Raw genomic sequence first — 21576 nt, 5'->3', positions numbered from 1 at the left:
TGCGAATAAACCGGGAGAGTGCCATGCATTACGCCCGCAGCGAATCTGCGGACGTGCAGTTTCAGATCGCCTTCACAGAGATAGCGTCACCTGCCATCTTTTTACGCAGCGTACGCTTGGTACGGTCGATCACATCGCCCGCCAGCTGACCGCAGGCAGCATCAATGTCATCACCACGGGTTTTACGCACAATGGTGGTAAAGCCATAATCCATCAGCACTTTGGAGAAGCGATCGATACGGCTGTTGGAGCTGCGGCCATACGGTGCGCCCGGGAAGGGGTTCCATGGGATCAGGTTGATCTTGCAGGGTGTCTCCTTCAGCAGCGCTGCCAGCTCATGCGCATTGTCAGTGCTGTCATTGATATGATCCAGCATCACATACTCAATGGTCACGCGGCCCTGATTCGCATTCGATTTGCCGATATAGCGCTTCACCGCGGCCAGGAAGGTTTCAATGTTGTACTTTTTGTTGATCGGCACGATCTCATCACGGATCGTATCGTTTGGAGCGTGCAGCGAGATCGCCAGCGCCACGTCGATCATATCGCCAAGCTTATCCAGCGCGGGTACAACGCCTGAAGTTGAGAGCGTGACGCGACGTTTGGAGAGGCCAAAGCCGAAATCATCCAGCATAATATCCATCGCCGGCACGACGTTGTTCAGGTTGAGCAGCGGCTCACCCATGCCCATCATTACCACGTTGGTAATGGGACGCTGGCCGGTCACTTTCGCGGCGCCAATAATTTTGGCCGCGCGCCACACCTGACCAATAATTTCGGAAACGCGCAGGTTGCGGTTAAAACCCTGCTGCGCCGTGGAGCAGAATTTGCACTCCAGCGCACAGCCCACCTGAGAGGAGACGCATAGCGTGGCGCGCTCCGCTTCCGGAATATAGACCGTCTCCACCAGCTGATCGCCTACGCGAATCGCCCATTTAATGGTGCCGTCGCTGGAGCGCATCTCTTCCGCTACTTCCGGCGCGCGGATCTCTGCGCGCTGCATCAGCTTGCCGCGCAGCACTTTGTTGATATCCGTCATCTGCTCGAAATCGTCGCAGCAGTAGTGGTAAATCCACTTCATGACCTGATCGGCACGGAACGGCTTCTCGCCCATTTCGATAAAAAATTCGCGCATCTGCTGGCGGTTCAGATCAAGCAGATTAATTTTTTCGTTTTTAGGAGAAACCACGGCGGGAGACGCGGCAGCTGGCGTCACAATCTGTTCGGACATAATAATCTCTGGCCTCGTTGTTACACGTTACGGCTCTGGTTAGGAAAGAAGAAAAAACAGCGCCCCGGCTAAGCCAGGCTCAGCAGGGGCGCATTATTGTACTATAACTGCAGCACGATGCCAGGGTAACCGTTTTACGCCGAGGTAAAAGGTGTAAACTCCCCTGTCCGCTTCAGCTGCAATGCACTTAGCGGGTGCGCGCGCAGACTTCGTTTTCAGCGAAGAAGTAAGCGATTTCACGGGCAGCAGACTCTGCAGAGTCAGAACCGTGGGTCGCGTTTTCGGTGAAGCTGTCTGCGTAATCTGCACGCAGGGTGCCTGCCAGTGCGTTATCCGGGTTGGTCGCACCCATCAGGTCACGGTGACGCTGAACGGCATTTTCGCCTTCCAGAACAGAAACCACTACCGGGCCAGAGGTCATGAACTCAACCAGACCATCAAAGAATGGACGGCCTTTGTGCTCAGCATAGAAGCCTTCAGCCTGCTCTTTGGTCAGGTGCAGCATTTTTGCGCCAACGATTTTGAAGCCCGCGCTCTCAAAACGGTTGTAGATAGCACCGATAACGTTCTTAGCAACGGCGTTTGGTTTGATGATGGAGAAAGTACGTTCGATTGCCATGATTACCTCTGAATTAGCATCCTGAATAAACCGGGAACCCTCTCCCGGTAAGAAAAACGCGCCGATTATAGGGAGATCGACGCGTGTTGCCTATGAGTGATTGGTGGAATTATTGAAAATAATTACTTTTTGCTGGTGCAGGCCGCACAGTAATGCGCCGGTCTGGCGTTCTGCCATGGTTTAGCCGCGTGTGGCACAGACCCGACACAGGCAGCAGACTATGTGGCGTAATTTCATCCTGAGGTGCTCACTTTCGCCATTACGGGCTTGAGATAGCCTGCACATTCCCGGAGACTGGCTTTTTCCCCGATAAGAGAGAAGATGGCAATGACGGCTCCCCTGTTTGTATCTGCTGAGTGGCTGCATGAGCACTGCGGTGATGAAGAAGTCCAGGTGCTGGATGCGCGTATGGTTCCGCCGGGTCAGGATGCAGTGCGCGATATCACCGCAGAGTATCTGGCCAGTCACCTGCCGCAGGCAGCTTTCTTTAATATTGAAGCGCTTTCCGATCACACCAGTCCTTACCCGCATATGATGCCCCGTCCTGAAAGTTTTGCCGTCGCAATGCGCGAACTGGGCGTGGTGCAGGATAAGCACCTGATTGTGTATGACGAGGGTAACCTCTTCTCTGCCCCACGCGCCTGGTGGATGCTGCGTACTTTTGGTTGCGAACGGGTTTCCATTCTGGCAGGCGGCCAGCAGGGCTGGAAAGCCGCAGGTTTCGCTACGGCAGAGGGTCCGGTAACGCTGCCGGAAGGAGACTTTACGGCACACATGGACAGCAGCCAGGTGAAACGACTGAACGATGTGCTGCTGCTCAGCCATGAGGGAGGCGCGCAGATTGTAGACGCGCGCGCGGCAAACCGCTTTAACGCTGAGGTAGATGAGCCGCGCCCCGGCCTGCTGCGCGGACATATTCCGCACAGCCGTAATCTGCCGTGGAACAGTCTGGTGGAAAACGGCGCGCTGAAACCCGATGCTGAACTGCGCCAGCAGTTTGCTCAGGCAGGAGTGGCGCTGGACCGGCCCATTGTTGCCAGCTGCGGCTCGGGCGTAACGGCGGTAGTCCTGATTCTGGCACTGACGGCGCTGGGCGTGCGTGATGCAACGCTGTATGACGGCTCCTGGGGTGAATGGGGCAGCCGCGACGATTTACCGATCGAAAAATAGTCACCTGCCTGAAGCCAGGGTGCCATGAATGGCGCCCCTGTGGGGGATTTCGCACCTGATGCGTACTGCGTACCCGCCTGAAACCAGGGCGCCATGAATGGCGCCCCTACAGAAGATTTTGCACCCATCCCCCGTAGGGGGCGCATTAATGCGCCCCGTGTTACGTGTGATTTCAGAGCCATACGCATTAATGCGCCCCGTGTTACGTGCGGCACGGGAGCCATATGCATCAGCATGCGATAGTTAAATGATGCGCTGGCTGCCTTTGAAATCACGCAAAAAGCTGCCCCAGCGCCGCTCATAGAACGGGGTGATATGTGCGGTAAAAAAGTGGCTGACGCCCTGCTGTCCGGCATCCACTTCACAGATATCAATGGGCGCATCATCAGCCAGCGTATCGGTTGCCACGCTGCCTGCTGCCTGAATTATCTCATCAATATCACTGTCAGCTTCAATACCAATCAGCAGATTGGGCGCCTCCGTCATGCTTTCCCGCAGGCTGGCAATATAGGCGCGGCGTACCTGCTTATATTTAGCAAACAGCCGGGTCAGTGAGTCGATCATCTGTGCCGGCGGTTCAGCCACTTCAGATAACAGCAGCGCGTGACCGCCCTCCAGCACGGTTTGCTGGCTCAGCGCACTCCCCTCTTCACCCAGCAGATGCGCGATCTCACCGGGAGTAAACTCTTTACCGGCCGGTAATTTCGGGTTCAGAAACAGCGTTTCACCCAGCGTCATCTCAAACAGCGTACGCGCCGGCAGGCGCAGCCACGGCTGCTCATCCGCTATCGCCTCGCGCATCGCCGCCTCAGAGCTGAAGAACGGGATCACGCTGCCGCCTCCCTCTTTCTCCCAGTGCTGTAACTCGACGGGCGAAGTCGCATTAAACTGTTCAGCCGGGCTTTCACCTGGCACCCAGACATCCGCAGCCAGCAGCAGCTGAAAAAACTCCGGGCGATGCGCCGGCTCGGTGGCGGCCAGCTTCAGCACCTCTTCAAGACGATTACTCATGCGTGTTTCATTCCAAAAAAGCGGGCAGGAGAGAGCCTGCCCGGGGCGGGATTATTTCAGTAACAGGTTGGCAAGCGTGCGCACGCCGAGTCCGGTTGCGCCCGCTGACCACTGATCCACCGCGCTTTTGCGATAGGTTGCGGAGCAGTCGATATGCAGCCAGCCTTGCTGATATTTTTCAACAAACCATGAGAGGAACGCTGCCGCGCTGCTGGCACCGGCGGCGTGAGCCGGGCTGGCGATGTTGTTGAGATCGGCAAAATTTGACGGCAGATGGCTGCGATGGAACTCCGCCAGCGGCAGACGCCAGAACGCCTCGTTTTCGCCAGTGGCGCTGCCCAGCAGCGACTCAGCCAGTACGTCATCGAAGGTAAACAGCGCGTGATAGTCGTTGCCGAGTGCCGTTTTGGCGGCACCGGTCAGCGTGGCAGCATCAATCAGCAGTTCCGGCTGCTGCGCACTGGCGTCAATCAGGCCATCTGCCAGCACCAGACGCCCTTCGGCATCGGTATTCATCACTTCAACGGTTTTACCATTGCGATAGCGGATAATGTCGCCGAGACGAAACGCATTGCCGCTGACCATGTTATCGGCGCAGCAGAGATAGAGTTTTACGCGCTTCGTCAGCCCGCGGGCAATCGCCAGCGCCAGTGCGCCGGTAACGGTCGCTGCACCGCCCATATCGGACTTCATGGAGTCCATAAAGGCGCTCTGCTTCAGGCTGTAGCCGCCGGTATCAAAGGTGATCCCTTTACCGACCAGACAGGCGTAAACCGGCGCATCTGCGTCACCGGTCGGGTTAAAGTCAAGCGTCAGCAGCACCGGCGCGCGCGATGAGCCGCGGCCTACGGTGTGGATCCCGCTGTACCCCTGCTCACGCAGATCTTCACCTTTGGTAATGCGATAGCTGACGGCATCGCCGCCTGCTTCTCTGATCAGATCGATAGCGCTGTGCGCCAGCTGCTCCGGACTCAGGTCTTCCGCGGGCAGGTTAATGGTATCGCGCACCCAGTCTACAATCTGCAAGCGCCGATCGAACTCAGCACGATCGTTCTCGCTGAGCGGCGGCCATTCAACCTGACGCTGTCCTTTCGGGCTGCGATAGCCCTGCCAGAATGCCCAGCACTTCTCCAGATCCCAGTCGTCACCGCACAACGCGACGTGGCGGATCCCCTGGCTGTCGAGCTTGCGCGCCGCACGCTGAATCGTCAGCAGAGCATCGGTGCCCGTGAGGTGCAGCGTCATACCACTCTCAGTGCTGCTTAGCAGCGCTTTTTCGCCCCAGCGCGCATCAGCGGGCTGAGCGCTAAGCGTAATATTCATCGGTTGTGTTGTCATCGCGTCGCTCCGTTTACGTTTGGTCTCATTTCCGCGCCAGACCGGCGCAGAGTGGCATGGATCAGCGGGCCGCTGCCGGGGCAACGGCCCGCATCCGGCTGACAGCTTTATTGACCAGCGCAATGGCGTAGTCAATCTCCTCCTGCGTGGTGAAGCGTCCGAGCGAAAAGCGCAGCGAACTGTAGGCCAGTTCCGGCTCAACGCCCATGGCGAGCAGCACGTACGAAGGTTCCAGGCTCGCCGAGGTGCAGGCAGAGCCGGACGAAAGCGCCAGATCTTTCAGCGCCATAATCAGCGTTTCACCCTCAACCTGCGCAAAGCTGATGTTGAGAATGTTTGGCGCGCTGTGCGCCAGTGTACCGTTGAGCTGTACGCCGCTCAGCTGGCTGCTGATGCCCTGCCAGAGTCGCTGACGCAGCGTAGCGAGTCGCGCCATCTCCTCAGCCATCACCTCGCCTGCCAGCGCATAGGCTTCACCCATGCCAACAATCTGATGTACCGGCAGCGTGCCGGAACGCATACCGCGCTCATGTCCGCCGCCGTGCATCTGCGCATCAATTTTTACCTGCGGATTACGGCGCACCCAGAGGGCACCGATGCCTTTGGGTCCGTAGAGCTTATGCGCCGAAAACGACATCAGATCTACCGGCAGCGTACTGACGTCAAGCGCCAGCTTGCCCACACTCTGCGTGGCATCGACGTGGAACAGAATGTCACGTGCGTGACAGATCGCGCCCAGCGCCGCAATATCCTGAATGACGCCCGTCTCATTGTTGACGTGCATCAGCGACACCAGCACGGTATCGTCGCGCAGCGCGGCAGCCAGCATAGCCGGCGTGACAATGCCGTCACTGCCGGGCGTCAGCCAGGTAATGTCAAACCCTTCGCGGGCCAGCTGCTGGCAGCTATCGAGTACCGCTTTATGTTCTGTCTGGCTGGTAATGATATGCCGTCCGCGCGCCTGACGGGCGTGTGCTGCCCCTTTAATGGCCAGGTTGTCCGCTTCGGTTGCCCCGGAAGTAAAGACAATTTCACGCGGGTCGGCGTTAACCAGCGCCGCAACCTGATTGCGGGCAACATCCACGGCCTCTTCGGCCTGCCAGCCAAAACGATGGGAACGGGATGCAGGGTTACCGAAGGTGCCATCCAGCGTCAGACACTGCATCATTCTGCTGGCGACCCGTGGATCCACAGGCGTAGTCGCTGCGTAATCCAGGTAGATCGGTAATTTCATGGCGCTGTAACTCCGTAAAATAAAACACAGGTCTTTATAGCATGATTCAGCCTGCGGAGAGTAAACCGGTCATGCGGCCGGTGGCAGAAGCGCTAACAGCACAAAGCCCCGGGGGCTTAATCGCTAAGCGCCCGGGGCTTTGTAAAAAGTCAGTTTTCAGTCAGGCAATGCGATTGCGATCAGGCACGCAGATTAACGTTGATGGTTTCCTGCACGCGATGCTGCTGAAAACGACGGTTATCCACGCTGTTCTGACGGTCAGCAACATCCAGGATTTCCTGATTATTCACCAGCTCAGCCAGCGAGATATTATTCAGGAAATCGCTGATGCGCTCGCTGAGATCGCGCCACAGCACGTGAGTCAGGCAGCGTTCACCACCCTGACAGCCCTCTTTGCCCTGACATTTCGTGGCATCCACCGACTCATCCACCGCGGTGATCACTGCACCTACTGCGATCGCACTGGCCTCTTTGCCCAGCAGATAACCGCCACCCGGGCCGCGCACGCTGGCGACCAGGCCATGCTTACGCAGACGTGAAAACAGCTGTTCCAGATAGGAGAGTGATATCCCCTGACGCTCGGAAATATCCGCCAGCGGTACCGGTCCCTCGTGCGAATGCAGGGCCACGTCCAGCATAGCGGTAACGGCATAGCGTCCTTTGGATGTCAGTCTCATAGCGTAAAACCTCGTCGGCGTCCGCCCTTACGCAGGCGGGTTATCGGTGGAATGTCAGTCAGCGCAGTCTGCCATTCCCGAGTATTTTGGTCAACTATTTAACCGAGTAATTTACTCAACTATTTAACCTGGCGTTTTACTCAACTATTACCCTTATCACCTTTGGGTTTTTCAAAGGAGGAGAGCATGCCGCGCAGAATATTCAGCTCATCGCGTTCCGGACGCGCACGCGTATAGAGGCGACGCAGCTTGCTCATCACCTGGCTCGGTGTGCCGGTACGGATAAAGCCGCTCTCCAGCATCATCTGTTCGATATGCTGATAAAAGCGTTCCAGATCGTCCACCAGCGGATAAGGTGAGGCTTCATATTCCGGCTGCGGGGCCGCTTTTTCCTGCGCATCCAGCCACGCCATACGGACTTCATACGCGATGATCTGCACCGCCATCGCCAGATTCAGCGAGCTGTACTCCGGGTTGGCCTGAATGGCTACGTGATAGTGACACTTCTGCAGCTCATCGTTGGTCAGTCCGACACGCTCACGACCAAACACCAGCGCGACCGGTGCCTGCTGCCCCTCCTCCACGCTCTTGATGCCGCACTCGCGTGAATTCAGCATTGGCCACGGCAGCGATCGTGAACGGGCGCTGGTGCCGACCACCAGACTGCAGCCGGCGATCGCCTCATCCAGCGTATCAACAATGCGGGCGTTGCCAATCACGTCGCTGGCACCCGCCGCCAGAGAAATCGCCTGCGAGTCAGGTTTAACCAGCGGATTCACCAGATAAAGGTTGCTTAACCCCATGGTTTTCATGGCGCGGGCAACAGAACCCATGTTGCCGGTGTGGGACGTTTCAACCAGTACAATTCGGATATTTTGCAGCATAATTATGAGCGGGTGAGAAAATGATGGCGCGCATCCTAACATAAATGCAGGACATTTGCTGAACACGCTGTTATACTCCGCGCCGTTTTCCCCGTTCTTTAACATCCAGCGAGAGATACCGATGCATCCGATGCTCAACATCGCCGTGCGCGCAGCGCGCAAGGCCGGAAATTTAATTGCCAAAAATTACGAAACCCCGGACGCTGTCGAAGCCAGCCAGAAAGGCAGCAACGACTTCGTTACGAATGTTGACCGCGACGCAGAACGCCTGATTATCGAAGTGATTCGTAAATCTTACCCACAACATACCATCATCACCGAAGAGAGCGGTGAGCTGGCGGGTGAGGATCAGGACATTCAATGGGTAATCGATCCGCTGGATGGCACCACCAACTTCATCAAACGTCTGCCACACTTCTCCGTCTCTATTGCCGTGCGCATTAAAGGCCGTACTGAAGTGGCCGTGGTTTACGATCCAATGCGTAATGAACTCTTCACTGCCGTACGCGGTCAGGGTGCACAGCTGAATGGCTATCGTCTGCGCGGCAGCAACGCCCGCGATCTGGATGGCACTATCCTGGCGACCGGCTTCCCGTTCAAGGTCAAGCAGCACGCTACGCCGTATATCAACATTGTTGGCAAACTGTTTACCCAGTGCGCAGACTTCCGTCGCAGCGGTTCAGCGGCGCTGGATCTGGCTTATGTGGCAGCAGGCCGCGTAGATGGTTATTTTGAGATTGGCCTGAAGCCATGGGATTTTGCCGCGGGCGAATTGCTGGTACGTGAGGCTGGCGGTCTCGTTACCGACTTCACCGGCAACCACGGTTACCTGCACTCAGGTAATCTTGTAGCCGGTAACCCGCGCGTTGTGAAAGCCATGCTGGCTAACATGCGCGAAGAGCTGAGCGAAGCGCTGAAGCGCTAAGCAAAAAAAAGGCGGCCCGCGGGCCGCCTTTTTTGAAGGTACGGATTAACGACGTTCGTGCGTTAACACCTGACGTGGCTGAGTGCGACGACCCACACCACCCAGAATCGCGGCCAGTACGGCTTCGATAATCAGCATGATGAAGGTAAACCAGCTTGCTTTCGCTGTAGCAGCGGCAGCCTGTTCTGCAGCTTCACGCGCTTTTTGCTCCGCTTCCTGCTTCAGCTGCTGATACTTCTGCATTGCCTGCTGATAGCTCTGCTCTGCCTGGTTAACAATCTGCTCTGCTTCCTGATCGCTCTTACCGGTACGCGCTTTGATGATGTTTTTCAGCGCATCGCGGTCAGCAGCCTGCAGCGTATCAGAATGACGGCTCAGCACACCTTTAAACCAGTTGCTCAGATCGGCATCCGCATTCTGCGGATTTTGTGCCGTATTTTTTGCCTGATTTTCAGCGTTATTTGCTTCGCTATTTGCATCCTGCTGCAGATTTTCTGGCTGTAATTCCTGCTTGCCGGTTTGGCGCAGCGTGGTTTCCAGCTCATTCTGCAGATCATCGAGGTTAATATTATTTTCCTGCAGTTTCTCTTTCGCCATATTGGTTAGCGAAGGCGCAACAGAAGAAATACCATTACCCAGTGCGTTTACACCTGAACCCAGAATATTAAAGGCGCCGCCAATAATACCGCTCGCCAGTGAAAAGGCCAGCCACAGAGTAATAAGCGTGCTGACACCAAACATCAGTAAACCATGCAGTGCACCTTCACGCTGTGCCAGACGGCCGGCGATATAGCTACCTACCGCCATTGCAATCAGCATGCTGGCACCGGTCCAGATCAGTGCGCCCGTGCCAAGATGCTCCAGAGGATTCTGCTCCTGCTGCGGATCAATGGTCGTGGCACCAATTGCCGTTCCTAATACTCCCAGTAATATATGAACAATAAGCGCAGCAATAACCCCTGCAAATATTGCACTCCAGGAAATGCGCTTTAACGGCAGGCCCGTATGTGTATCGGTCACGGTATCCGTGATGCCATTATGAGTCCGGATTTCAGGCATGGTATTTTCCTCGCAAAAACGACGACTGATAAAAGTTTATTTTAAAAAAGTAAATTCTCAGCTGATGTCATTTAGCGTAGACAGAGAATGCTAATTACACCAGAGCCGGGCAGCAGGATATTTTTATCAGACAGAAGAAGCGTAAACATCCGGGCGATTACACGCGTCCGGATGTTTATTATGGAGCACGTTAAAAAGGTCGCAGGCCGCCGCCGGCAGCGGGTAGTGCACTCTGCCACAAAAGCAGTCCGGCCAGAATCAGTGCGATGGCGCCCAGTAACATCAATAGCGCTATCAGGATGGCGGTCCGTTTTTGATCCGACGCTGACCGGCTCACCCTGGCGGCCAGCAGGCGTGAACGCTGAACCACAATGCCCAGCAGCGAGACCGTCAGTGCGGTACCCAGCGCCATCGCCAGCGCGGCGGCCACGCCCCACATATAGACATTAATCACTTTCGCGAATAACAGCATCATCAGCGCTCCGGAACAGGGGCGCAGCCCCATTGAGAGCACCAGCAGCAGCTGCGTCCTGACGTCCACCGCCTGTGCCAGCTGACGCGCATCCGGCACATGCGCATGGCCACACGCGCAACCTGCCTCATGCTGATGCTGCGGATGTACCGCGTGGATCTGCCCGCCTGCTGCCGGACGCAGGGCTGACCGCAGCGATTGCACGGCGCGCCAGCCCAGCCAGCCACCCAGCGCTATCACCAGCAGATAACTCCCTTTTTCCAGCCAGTAGCTGCTGAGATGAAGCTGGCGCGATGAGGTCTGCAGTACCACCAGCATCAGCGTGACCAGGGCGACCGCCACACCGCCCTGCAGCAGCGCAGCCAGCAGAGTCAGCCGGATGCTGGTGCGTAACTGCGTCGGGTGCGTCGCTAAAAAAGTGGCGATCACCACTTTACCGTGTCCCGGCCCCAGCGCGTGCAGCACGCCATACGCCAGGCTCAGCAGCAATAATGTTAGCCCTGCCTGATGTGGCTGTGCCGCCACCTGCTGCAGCAGCTGTGTCATTGCCTGATTAAGCACTTTTTGCCAGAGTACACTCTGCAGCAGGATCTGCGGCCAGGCGTGCCAGAGCAGCATCGCGACCAGCAGCAGCATTACGGCGGCGGGCAGCGGCCAGCGACGCCGGACTGAAAGCGAGGTATTCAGCGACATATCAGCGTCACCGTCTGAGCAAACTGTCGGCCCAGATCCATCTCTTCCGGCGGCGCGTCAGCTTTATCCAGCGAGAGCGCGTACTGCTGCAGCGAAGCATCCGGCTGGGGTGTAGTCAGTGCCAGCTGGCAGTGCGCCTTTACATTCTCATCCATGGCAATATCCTGCGCATTCTCATACTGCATATCAACAAAGTAGCTGGGGTCAAACGTCAGCATACGATAACGCTTTCCGGCCAGCGGCTGCGGCTCGCCCAGCGGCATAATAAATTCCAGTACGGCCTTATGTCCGTGACGCGACAAATGATACTCCTCTGGCAGATTGAGAAATTTCACCCGCGTTTTCGCTTGCCACAGCTCGGTAAAATAGTGCTGGCCCAGCACGTTAGCCATGACCTGAGCCGCCAGCTTTTTCCATACCACGTCACCCGGTTCAGCATTTCCGGCGTCATACAGCAGGTCAGCGGAGGTTATTTCATCCATCGTCCAGACCATTTTTATGCCGGTCAGCCGATCGTTTTCGCCTGTCAGCTCTGCTTTCATCGCAATAAAACTGTGCGGATGACAGGCACCTGTAGCGGAGAAAAACAGCGTAACCAGTAAAAGCGCAATTTTCATATGTTATAAAGTAACAATTTATAAGGTAAAGGTTTACGTGGTCCGAAAAAAACTGTGACCCGCCCTGAAGCTCTGAGTAAAAGTCTGTACTGATGGCGTAATTTCAGCGCGATATTAGCTATTCTTAGCTGAAAAATGAGCTGCGGATAAAATACGTGATGAGTTTTGCGCCTGCTACAGCACCACTCTTCAGCCGTTCCCAGCGACGTTGCCATCTGTTACTGCTGTTATTTCTGCCCGCTCCCGCCCTGACGCTCGAAAAACTGTGCCAGCTGAACGGCGTTGATCCTGCGGTTGCCCGTCAGGATATCGCGGATGTGGGTGATGAGATACAGCGCTTTCATCAGCTGGAACTACATCAGATGGTGGATGGCAGCTTTCGCATTCACGGTACGGAACTGGACAGAAGACTCTGCCTGATCCACTGGCTGCGACGCGCGCTGCGTCTGTCGCAGGCGTTTGTCTGCGACCATTTTGTTCCTGCACTGCGCCAGCGGCTTAAAGTGCTGAAGATTGAAAAAGCGCTGTGGGATGAGATCAACCTGCAGGCGCTGATCCAGCACTGCAGCCTGCGGCTGATGCGCAACTTCTCTCCACGCGATCGGCTTTTTCTGCTTATTTTTATGAAATATGCCCTTTGTCAGCGTCAGGCGGCGTTGTTCAATGAGCGCCAGCGCAGCTGGCTGTCAGAGAAAGCGGAGCGTATCGCAGCAGATGATGTTATCCACCACTGGCAGAAACGCTGCCACCTGATGCCTGATGCCAGCGAAACCGACTTCTGGACGCTGCTGTTCAGCCTGATCCACGCCCCTGATGCCACGCAGCTGAGTGCGCCGCAGGCGCGCCGGTTGATGAGCGCCACAGAGGCGCTGATTGCGCGCTTTGAACAGCTGGCAAAAACGCGCATCCGCAACCAGCATGAGTTAAAGATACAGCTCTATACCCACCTGGCGCAGGCGCTGGACCGCAGCCATTTCTCGATTGGCATAGATAACAGCGTTGCGCTGGATGTGGCGCGGCTCTATCCGCGACTGATGCGCACCACCGAGCGCGCGCTGTACCATTTCAGCAGCGACTTTGGCACGCAGTTCAGCGCCGAGGAGACAAGCCTGGTCGCCGTGCTGTTTGGTGCCTGGATGATGCAGGAGAGTGCGTTGCAGGAGAAGCAGGTTCTGCTGCTGACCGGCGTGGACGCTGCGCTGGAGCAGCTGCTGGAGCAGCAGTTGCGCGACATGACGCTGCTGCCGATCAATATTACCTATCAGGATATGCTGCACTTTCAGCGTGAGGGTGCACCGCGCGATGTGGCGCTGGTGGTCACCCCCTATGCCATTTCACTGCCGCTCTTTTCGCCGCCGCTGATCCACGCAGAGCTGCCGCTGAGCGATCATCAGCAGCAGCGCATTCTTCAGTTGCTGGAGTTCTGAGCTGCAGGGCGCAGGAACAGCGCCGGCAGCGCAACCAGTGCCATCACCCAGAACAAATGCCCCTGCAGATGTGCAAACAGGACGCCGCAGATCATGGTCATCACGGCGATGCCGCCGCCCATTGCCAGCGCCGAGTAGAGCGACTGCAGGCGGATCACCTCTGTGCCTTTGCGTGCAGCGATAAAGCGCATCGCCGCCAGATGACAGACGGTAAAACTGCCGCAGTGCAAGATCTGAGCAACAACCAGTAGCGGCAGCGCGGTCGTGGCCCCGAGCAGCGTCCAGCGGATCAGTGCGCAGACGCCGGAAAGCAGCAGCAGATCGCGCGCGCTCCAGCGTCTGAATAACCGGCTGCTGAGTGCAAACACCACGATCTCCGCCACCACGCCAAGCGACCACAGATACCCCACCACAGAGGCAGAGTAGCCCGCCTGCTGCCACCAGATGGCACTGAAGCTGTAATAGGCGGCATGTGCGCCCTGCAGCAGCGTAACGCAGATCATAAAACGCCAGACGCTGTTTTCCCGCAGCAGATCGCGCCACGCTGCCCAGCCTCCGCTGGCACCCTGTCGCGCATCACCCTGCGGACGCGTCTGCGGTGGCAGCAGCATACCGCTCAGCATGGCCATCACGCCCAGGCTCAGCAGCAGCAAAATCGCCTGATAAGAGTAAGCGCTTACCAGCATGCCGGTAAGCGCCGAGCTGATGACAAACGCCAGCGATCCCCATAGCCGCACCGGGCCGTAGGCCAGCCCAATCTGGCGCGTCCAGGTGGCCGCCAGCGCATCGCTCAGCGGCACCAGCGGGGAGAAAAACAGATTGAATCCCACCATGACCAGCAGCAGCCAGAGCCACTGACCGCCGAACCAGAAGCCGAGGGCGAACAGTGCGGTCAGAAGCGCCAGCAGCCGCAGCGCGACAATCAGCTGCGCCGGATTTTTAACCTGAGAGGCGATAAGCAGACTGCCGGCAAAACGAGCCACCATGCCGCAACCGAGCAGCAGGCCGATTTTTTCCGCATCCAGGCCGCTGCCCTGCAGCCAGACACTCCAGAAAGGTAAATAGATGCCGTAGCAAAAAAAGTAGGTGAAATAGCTCAGTCCCAGCCACCTGGCTGATGCGATGGTCATGCTCTCTCCTGTGGCGCGCGCCACTGACTGCGATTTGGGCGCTACTGTGGCAAAGCACCGGCCAAAAATAAACCCGCAGAGCGGATCAATTGTGCGCTAAGCGGTGGAAAGCACACAAATAAAAAAGGATGGCCGGAGCCATCCTTTTTTCATCCGTTAAAACCTGTCAGGCATAAACGGGCAGACGGGCACAGATATCGAGCACTTTCTGTTTGGTGCGTTCGATGGTGGCTTCGTCATTCACATCATCCAGCACGTCAGCGATCCAGCCAGCCAGCTCACGCACATCCGCCTCTTTGAAGCCGCGACGGGTTACCGCTGGTGTACCGATGCGCACGCCAGAGGTCACAAACGGGCTTTTCGGATCGTTTGGCACGCTGTTTTTGTTCACGGTGATATTTGCACGTCCCAGCGCGGCATCTGCTTCTTTACCGGTCAGGCCTTTGCTCACCAGATCGATCAGGAACAGATGGTTATACGTACCGCCGGAAACGATGTTGTAACCGCGCTCCAGCAGGACTTCCACCATCGCTTTAGCGTTTTTAGCGACCTGCTGCTGATAGGTTTTGAACTCCGGCTCCATCGCCTCTTTGAATGCCACAGCTTTGCCAGCGATGACATGCATCAATGGGCCGCCCTGTCCGCCAGGGAAAACAGCAGAGTTGAGCTTCTTGAACAGATCCTCATCTTCACCTTTCGCCAGGATCAGGCCGCCACGCGGACCCGCCAGCGTTTTGTGCGTAGTCGTGGTAACGACATGCGCATGCGGAACCGGGTTAGGATACACATCAGCCGCCACCAGGCCTGCTACGTGAGCCATATCCACAAACAGCCAGGCACCGATGCTGTCAGCGATTTCACGCATTTTTGCCCAGTCGCAGACGCCGGAGTAAGCAGAGAAACCGCCGATGATCATTTTTGGCTTATGCGTCTGTGCCAGTTCGGCCAGTTCGTCATAGTTGATTTTGCCGGTTTCATCGATGCCATAGGGAATAACGTTGTAAAGTTTACCAGAGAGGTTGACCGGTGAACCGTGGGTCAGGTGACCACCGTGCGCCAGATTCATCCCGAGGATGGTGTCGCCCGGCTGCAGCAGCGCAGTGTAAACAGCAAAGTTTGCCTGAGAACCAGAGTGAGGCTGAACGTTGGCAAAATCTGCACCAAACAGCGCTTTTGCACGGTCGATAGCCAGCTGCTCAACGATATCAACATATTCACAGCCGCCGTAGTAGCGCTTGCCCGGATACCCTTCCGCGTATTTATTGGTGAGCTGTGAACCTTGCGCCTGCATAACGCGCGGGCTGGTGTAGTTTTCTGAAGCGATCAGTTCAATATGCTCTTCCTGACGCACTTTCTCCTGCTCCATAGCCTGCCACAAATCGGCATCATAATCGGCAATGTTCATATCACGCTTTAACATCCGCATCTCCTGACTCAGCAACTTTAACGGCAATTTAAGCCCCCGCTTAGGGGCGAAGGCCAACAGTGTAAACGGTTTTGCCAGGGGACGATAGCGCCAGGGCGCTCTTTTTACGCAAACGATTGGCAGGCCGCTGGAACGGCTTTTTTACGCTTCAGCGATGCGCAGAAAAATGGCGTGAGGGTCCGAAAGATAAGCCTGAATCGTACGGAATATGGATCCGCTTTGCGATAAAACCCGTTGCATCCGGTTTACAGCCGGACGCGCGCAGCATAAGATGCATTTAAAATACATCTTTTAAGTTATCCGCTGAGGAACACATCATGCTTGACGCTCAGACTATCGCGACTATTCACTCTTCTGTACCCGCTATTGCAAAGATGGGGCCTGCTCTTACCGGCTGTTTTTACCACAAGTTGCTGAACGATCACCCTGAACTGAAAAACGTATTTAACATGAATAACCAGCGCAGCGGCGATCAGCGTGAAGCCCTGTTTAATGCGATTTGCGCTTACGCCACCCACCTGGAAGATTTACCTGCACTGCTGCCGGCGGTAGAAAAAATTGCGCAGAAGCACGCCAGCCTGAATATCCGGCCTGAACAGTATGATCTGGTCGGTGCGACGCTGCTGGATACCATTAAGGAGCAGCTGAACCCCGGGGATGAGGTGCTTGCGGCATGGGGCAAAGCGTATGCGCTGCTGGCACAGGTTTTTATTCAGCGCGAAGAAGCCATTTACCAGGCATCAGAACAGAAAACCGGTGGCTGGCGTGGCCTGCGTGATTTCCGTATCCGCCGTATTACGCCGGAGAGCAGCGTGATCACCAGTCTGGAGCTGGTGCCCAATGACGGACAGCCGGTAGCCGGTTTCCTGCCGGGACAATACCTGACGCTCAGCCTGCGTCTGACAGAAAATGGATTTATGCAGCATCGTCAGTACTCGCTGACGCACGCGCCTGACGGCAAAGGCTATCGAATTGCGGTCAAACGTGAAGCGCACGGCACCGTGTCCGGCTGGCTGCACGACTGCGCCCGGGTAGGAGATATTGTGCAGTGCAGCGCGCCGGCGGGTGATGTCGTGCTGCAGACAGAACCAGCGACGCCCGTCACGCTGATCTCAGCGGGCGTGGGCCAGACGCCGATGTTAGCGATGCTCGCCGTGCTGGCGCAGCAGCAGCATCCGGCAGCCGTAACCTGGCTGCACGCGGCGGAAAATGGCGCGCAGCACGCCTTTGCGCAGGAGGTCGCAACGCTGGGAGCCACCCTGCCGCATTTTTGCAGCCATGTCTGGTATCGCCAGCCTGCCAGCGACGATGCCGGTCAGTATGATGCCGGGGGCGTGATGGATCTGGCCTGCGTCTCAGCGGAACTGAGCCAGCCGGACCGTGAGTTCTGGCTCTGCGGCCCGCTGCCGTTTATGCAGTTTGTTGCTCGCCAGCTGCTGGACGCAGGCGTCACCACGGACCGTATCCACTATGAGGTTTTCGGCCCGCATAAGGTGCTGTAACCGCAACAATAAAAAAGCCTGCGGCTGGCAGGCTTTTACTGTAATGCAGAGCAGACGATCAGATCGCCTCTTCATCCTCTTCGCCGGTACGAATGCGCACCACGCGGGCCACGTCAAACACGAAAATTTTACCGTCGCCGATTTTGCCGGTCTGCGCCGTTTTCATGATGGTTTCTACGCAGGTATCAACGATATCATCGCCCACGACCATCTCGATTTTTACCTTAGGCAGAAAATCGACCATATATTCTGCGCCACGATAGAGTTCAGTGTGGCCTTTCTGACGTCCGAAGCCTTTGACTTCGCTCACCGTCATCCCGGTGATGCCGACTTCCGCCAGCGCTTCACGCACGTCATCAAGTTTAAATGGTTTAATAATTGCATCGATCTTTTTCATCGCAGATCCCTTTTTTGCTCCCTCCATGACGGACGGATAACAGAAAGTATATATCGCTAACGGCGCCGGTGACGCGGCAAACTACGCTTTAAAGTCGCTGGCATCCAGCTCATGACGAGAGAGTAGCTTATAGAACTCGGTACGGTTGCGTCCAGCAAGACGCGCGGCATGCGTAACATTGCCTTTGGTCATCTGCAGCAGCTTGCGCAGATAATTAAGTTCAAACTGATTGCGCGCCTCAGCAAAGGTGGGCAGCGCGGTGTTCTCACCCGCCAGCGCCTGCTCCACCAGCGCCTCGCCAATGACGGGTGCAACGGTCAGCGCGACGCACTGCTCAGTCACGTTAACCAGCTGACGGACATTACCCGGCCAGCTGGCGCTGACCAGTCGCTTCATCGCACCCGCGGAGAAGCTGCGTACAAAGGGTTTATGGCGCTCGGCTGCCTGACGCAGTAAGTGATTAGCCAGCAGCGGAATATCTTCAGCACGCTCGTGCAGCGCCGGGATCTTCAGATTCACGACATTAAGCCGGTAATAGAGATCTTCCCGAAAACTCTTTTTTTCCATCGCTTTAGGCAAGTCGCGGTGGGTAGCAGAAAGAATACGGACATTGATCTCCACATCCCGGTTACTGCCCAGCGGACGCACCTTACGCTCCTGCAGCACGCGCAGCAGTTTAATCTGCAGCGCCGGCGGCATATCGCCAATCTCATCCAGAAACAGCGTGCCGCCTTCTGCTGCCTGGAATAATCCTTCGCGCGCGCTGACCGCGCCGGTAAACGCACCCCGCGCATGACCAAACAGCTCTGACTCCAGCAGCTGCTCCGGCAGTGCGCCGCAGTTAATGGCGATAAACGGTTTTGCGGCGCGCGGACTGGCAGCATGGATAGCCTGTGCCAGCACCTCTTTCCCGGTGCCGCTCTGACCATTAATCAGCACGGAGACATCCGACTGTGCCACCATATGCGCCTGCTCCAGCAGCCGCTGCATCAGCGGATTCCGGGTGACAATCGCTTCACGCCAGCGGTCGTCACTGACCGGGGCACGCAACGCCAGCGCCTCATCAATCGCTTTATACAGCGCGTCGCGATCTACCGGCTTGGTAAGAAAACTGAATACGCCCTGCTGCGTGGCAGACACCGCATCGGGTATGGAACCGTGCGCGGTCAGGATAATTACCGGCAGCCCGGCATGACGTCGCTGAATTTCGCCAAACAGCGCCAGCCCGTCCATCTCATCCATCCGCAGATCGCTGATGACCACATCAGCCGGCTCTTTCTGCAGCTGACGCAACGCTTCAGCTCCGCTGGCGGCGGTAGCGACCTGAAAACCTTCGCTGGTGAGACGCATACCGAGCAGCCTCAGCAGGCCGGGGTCATCATCCACCAGCAGTAAACGGGCGCGTGAACTCATGGCTGCTCCTCACTCTGCGTTTCGCCCTCACTGTGCGGGCTATCGTTGCTGTCCGGCGCTTTACGCGCTGAGAGCTGGCGTTCAATGTCGGTCAGCCGCTCCAGTTTGCGCTGGGTGTCGTTCAGCGCCTGATGCAGCCGGGTCTGCTGATGACGCAGGGCATCCAGTTCGCTATCGTGACTCTGCTGCAGCGCGCTGTAGCGGCTGCGCGCCGCGCTCAGCTCCAGCTGTGCAGCCTGGTTACTGCGCCACAGCTGGATCAGCGGACGTACCGTTGCGGGAAAGTCTGCGCTGTAGCTGTCGAGCGTGGCGATATACTGCCGGCGCTCAACCGGCGTTACGTTACCGTTCGCCAGCAGGATGCCCTGCTTAAAGGCACGCGCCCAGTTCTGCACCGGCCAGCGGCGCGCCTCCGCGCGGGCCTCCGTGGCCGTAAAACGTTCACTGCAATCAATCGCACGCTGCCAGTAAAGCGGATTATTTACCGCCGCTGAGGTTTCCGCAGGCCATACGTATTGACAGGCGGTCGTCAGGTAGTCAGGCAGCCGGGTAGCGGGCTCAGCAACGCTCACCCGCTCACGCTGTGGCACAGGCACCGCATGCGGCTGGCAGGCGCTCACGCCACTCAAAATAAGTACGCTCAGAAGTGCGTGTCTGATAAGGCGTTTCATGGTTCAGGCTTCCTGGCGCTGGCGGGTAAAATAATGCGAAAGCAGACATCTGCCTCTTTGTGGCTGACCAGCTGCAGATCGCCCTGCATGCGACGCAGGCAATCTTTCGCAATGCTCAGGCCCAGACCGCTGCCTTTTACGGGCCCCTGCCGCTGCCGGCTGCCCTGATAGAAGGGTTCAAAGATCATCGCCTGCTCCTCTGGCGGGATCGGGATACCGCTGTTCGCTACGTCAATCCACACCCGATCGCCTTTTTGCTGGCTGTGCAGCCAGATGTTACCGGATTCACGCCCATAGTTCACGGCGTTCGAGTAGAGGTTGTCAATAACGCGCTGCAGCAGTGTCGCTTCTGCCAGACAGGAGGTGGCCTGCAGATCAACGTGCGTTTTTATTTGCCGGGCGCTGGCTGGCAGGGAATGTATGCGGGTCACAGCAGTCACGATCGCATCCAGCGCGACCGGTTCCGGGCTGAGCGGCATCTCGTTCAGCTTGCGGTTGTAATCCAGCAGCTGTTCAATCAGACGCTGCAGATGGCGGCTGCTGCTGTCCAGAATAGCGACGATTTCCTGCTGCTCTGCATTAAGCGGCCCGGCAATGCCATCGGCCAGCAGCTCGGTCCCTTCACGCAGGCTGGCGAGCGGCGTTTTGAGCTCATGCGAAAGATGACGTAAAAACTCATGTCGCTGCGCCTCCAGCCAGCTCAGCCGCTCGCTAAGCCACGCAATACGCTGCCCCAGCGAGCGCAACTCACGCGGTCCGCGAAAGCTGACGTTGTTTTCCAGCGACTGCCCTTCTCCCAGCCGGTTGATCATCTGCTCCACACGCTTTACCGGTCCGATAATCATGCCGGTAAACAGCAGGACCAGCATCAATGTAATCAGAAACAGGATCAGCGCCTGCCAGCCAAAGAACTGGCCACGCTCGGCGATATCACGCTGCAGTTGCAGCCCGCGGGAAAACACCACCTCGCGCGTCGCCTGTACCATACGCGCGTTAGCGTCCGAAAAGCGATCCAGCGCAGCGGCTCCGGACGCCGAAGGCGTGCCATTTTCGCAGGCGGCTGTGGCGAGCTGCGGCAGCGTGCCGCGCAACAGGGTAAAGGTGGGCAGTTCCGGCAGACTGGCCGCATGGCTGTTCAGCATCTGCCCGTAGCGGGTCCACTGCGTGGTATAGAGCTTTATCAGCGCAGCATCACCCAGTACGCAGTATTGACGATAGCTGCGTTCAAGCTCCAGCGCGGTGCGGGCCATCGCCTCGCTGCGCCGCACGTCGGTAAAGGTATTGCGGTTCGTATCGGCGGCCTGATTACTGAGCGCTGACAGGCTCTCCCACGCCTGCCACGCCAGCACCAGCAGCGGCAGCAGCACCAGTAAAAATGCCATCAGGACCAGTTGTCGCAGGGATCGGGGAAACAGACGCCATCTCATACTGCCGCGCTCTCGCAAATAGGGTGCTGCAGGCATGCTAGCTAACTCTGGCGCGCTTAGAAAGCCGGAAATGCAAACGGCAGACCCGAAGGTCTGCCGCTCAGAAGAGGTGGAGCCTAACTCAACGTTACGTCCGATGCTTGATAACGCTGCAATGCAGGCGATTATCGGTCAGGTGGACGGCAGGCTCCGTTTGGTGCGTCATTCAGGGTTCTGTGAGCTCTGCCGTAAAGTACGGGGCAATCACAGACAG

The 21576-nt window shown here is 57.2% G+C and carries 20 protein-coding genes; 4 read left to right on the top strand and 16 right to left on the bottom strand.

Annotated elements, in window-relative coordinates:
* Positions 1-61: 61 nt before the first annotated feature.
* Together BBA90_RS08090 and ndk are read right to left on the bottom strand one after the other, a co-directional pair.
* Positions 62-1231, bottom strand: a complete 1170-nt coding sequence (locus BBA90_RS08090) for a bifunctional tRNA (adenosine(37)-C2)-methyltransferase TrmG/ribosomal RNA large subunit methyltransferase RlmN (protein WP_065648681.1) — start codon at positions 1229-1231, stop codon at positions 62-64.
* Between the two features lie 187 nt (positions 1232-1418).
* Entirely contained in the window at positions 1419-1850 is a 432-nt protein-coding gene (gene ndk / locus BBA90_RS08085; RefSeq protein WP_039379630.1) for a nucleoside-diphosphate kinase, read from the bottom strand.
* A gap of 327 nt (positions 1851-2177) precedes the next feature.
* Here ndk and sseA point away from each other — a divergent pair, with 327 nt between their 5' ends.
* A complete protein-coding gene (gene sseA / locus BBA90_RS08080) occupies positions 2178-3020 on the top strand; it encodes a 3-mercaptopyruvate sulfurtransferase (protein ID WP_065650430.1) in 843 nt (280 codons plus the stop codon).
* Positions 3021-3263: 243 nt separating this feature from the next.
* Here sseA and sseB read toward each other — a convergent pair whose 3' ends face one another.
* The 5 genes from sseB to trmJ all read right to left on the bottom strand — a co-directional run bounded on the left by sseB (position 3264) and on the right by trmJ (position 8164).
* Positions 3264-4031, bottom strand: a complete 768-nt coding sequence (gene sseB, locus BBA90_RS08075) for an enhanced serine sensitivity protein SseB (protein ID WP_065648680.1) — start codon at positions 4029-4031, stop codon at positions 3264-3266.
* A gap of 51 nt (positions 4032-4082) precedes the next feature.
* Positions 4083-5369, bottom strand: coding sequence for an aminopeptidase PepB (pepB, locus tag BBA90_RS08070; RefSeq protein WP_065648679.1), 1287 nt, complete (start codon positions 5367-5369; stop codon positions 4083-4085).
* 61 nt (positions 5370-5430) lie between these two features.
* The gene (locus BBA90_RS08065; RefSeq protein ID WP_065648678.1) at positions 5431-6603 is read right to left on the bottom strand and encodes an IscS subfamily cysteine desulfurase; all 1173 of its coding nucleotides are present in this window, start codon (positions 6601-6603) and stop codon (positions 5431-5433) included.
* Between the two features lie 179 nt (positions 6604-6782).
* Entirely contained in the window at positions 6783-7280 is a 498-nt protein-coding gene (gene iscR / locus BBA90_RS08060; RefSeq protein ID WP_065648677.1) for a Fe-S cluster assembly transcriptional regulator IscR, read from the bottom strand.
* A 140-nt stretch (positions 7281-7420) separates the two neighbouring features.
* Positions 7421-8164 (bottom strand): tRNA (cytosine(32)/uridine(32)-2'-O)-methyltransferase TrmJ, encoded by a 744-nt coding sequence (gene trmJ / locus BBA90_RS08055; RefSeq protein WP_039385614.1) that lies wholly within the window; start codon positions 8162-8164, stop codon positions 7421-7423.
* A 121-nt stretch (positions 8165-8285) separates the two neighbouring features.
* Here trmJ and suhB point away from each other — a divergent pair, with 121 nt between their 5' ends.
* On the top strand, positions 8286-9089 hold the full coding sequence (suhB, locus tag BBA90_RS08050) for an inositol-1-monophosphatase (protein ID WP_065648676.1): 804 nt from the start codon (positions 8286-8288) through the stop codon (positions 9087-9089).
* Between the two features lie 45 nt (positions 9090-9134).
* Here the strand turns inward: suhB and BBA90_RS08045 are convergent, their stop codons facing one another.
* The 3 genes from BBA90_RS08045 to BBA90_RS08035 all read right to left on the bottom strand — a co-directional run bounded on the left by BBA90_RS08045 (position 9135) and on the right by BBA90_RS08035 (position 11930).
* Positions 9135-10148, bottom strand: a complete 1014-nt coding sequence (locus BBA90_RS08045; RefSeq protein WP_065648675.1) for a TIGR04086 family membrane protein — start codon at positions 10146-10148, stop codon at positions 9135-9137.
* A gap of 190 nt (positions 10149-10338) precedes the next feature.
* Entirely contained in the window at positions 10339-11313 is a 975-nt protein-coding gene (locus BBA90_RS08040) for a nickel/cobalt transporter (RefSeq protein WP_065648674.1), read from the bottom strand.
* Positions 11304-11930 (bottom strand): DUF1007 family protein, encoded by a 627-nt coding sequence (locus BBA90_RS08035; RefSeq protein ID WP_065648673.1) that lies wholly within the window; start codon positions 11928-11930, stop codon positions 11304-11306. The genes BBA90_RS08040 and BBA90_RS08035 overlap by 10 nt, the downstream gene beginning before the upstream one ends.
* Positions 11931-12088: 158 nt before the next feature.
* On the opposite strand from BBA90_RS08035, the gene csiE reads away from it, so the two are divergent.
* Complete coding sequence (gene csiE / locus BBA90_RS08030; RefSeq protein WP_065648672.1) at positions 12089-13357, top strand: stationary phase inducible protein CsiE; 1269 nt, start codon at positions 12089-12091, stop codon at positions 13355-13357.
* On the opposite strand, the gene BBA90_RS08025 is transcribed toward csiE, so the two are convergent.
* Together BBA90_RS08025 and glyA are read right to left on the bottom strand one after the other, a co-directional pair.
* Complete coding sequence (locus BBA90_RS08025; RefSeq protein WP_065648671.1) at positions 13339-14487, bottom strand: 3-phenylpropionate MFS transporter; 1149 nt, start codon at positions 14485-14487, stop codon at positions 13339-13341. The genes csiE and BBA90_RS08025 overlap by 19 nt on opposite strands.
* 166 nt (positions 14488-14653) lie before the next feature.
* The gene (gene glyA, locus BBA90_RS08020; RefSeq protein ID WP_065648670.1) at positions 14654-15907 is read right to left on the bottom strand and encodes a serine hydroxymethyltransferase; all 1254 of its coding nucleotides are present in this window, start codon (positions 15905-15907) and stop codon (positions 14654-14656) included.
* A gap of 323 nt (positions 15908-16230) precedes the next feature.
* On the opposite strand from glyA, the gene hmpA reads away from it, so the two are divergent.
* The gene (gene hmpA / locus BBA90_RS08015; protein ID WP_065648669.1) at positions 16231-17415 is read left to right on the top strand and encodes an NO-inducible flavohemoprotein; all 1185 of its coding nucleotides are present in this window, start codon (positions 16231-16233) and stop codon (positions 17413-17415) included.
* A 58-nt stretch (positions 17416-17473) separates the two neighbouring features.
* Here hmpA and glnB read toward each other — a convergent pair whose 3' ends face one another.
* The 4 genes from glnB to BBA90_RS07995 form a co-directional block, all read right to left on the bottom strand.
* The gene (gene glnB, locus BBA90_RS08010) at positions 17474-17812 is read right to left on the bottom strand and encodes a nitrogen regulatory protein P-II (protein WP_007886217.1); all 339 of its coding nucleotides are present in this window, start codon (positions 17810-17812) and stop codon (positions 17474-17476) included.
* Positions 17813-17893: 81 nt separating this feature from the next.
* Complete coding sequence (gene glrR, locus BBA90_RS08005; RefSeq protein WP_065648668.1) at positions 17894-19225, bottom strand: two-component system response regulator GlrR; 1332 nt, start codon at positions 19223-19225, stop codon at positions 17894-17896.
* Complete coding sequence (qseG, locus tag BBA90_RS08000) at positions 19222-19896, bottom strand: two-component system QseEF-associated lipoprotein QseG (protein ID WP_065648667.1); 675 nt, start codon at positions 19894-19896, stop codon at positions 19222-19224. The genes glrR and qseG overlap by 4 nt, the downstream gene beginning before the upstream one ends.
* Complete coding sequence (locus tag BBA90_RS07995) at positions 19893-21323, bottom strand: sensor histidine kinase (RefSeq protein WP_065648666.1); 1431 nt, start codon at positions 21321-21323, stop codon at positions 19893-19895. Before BBA90_RS07995 ends, qseG begins: the two co-directional genes overlap by 4 nt.
* Positions 21324-21576 lie beyond the last annotated feature (253 nt).

This window comes from Pantoea eucrina, from assembly GCF_001691555.1.
In the GTDB taxonomy this organism is placed as follows: Bacteria; Pseudomonadota; Gammaproteobacteria; order Enterobacterales; family Enterobacteriaceae; genus Pantoea; species Pantoea borealis.
This window is presented reverse-complemented; position numbering and strand designations above follow the sequence as displayed.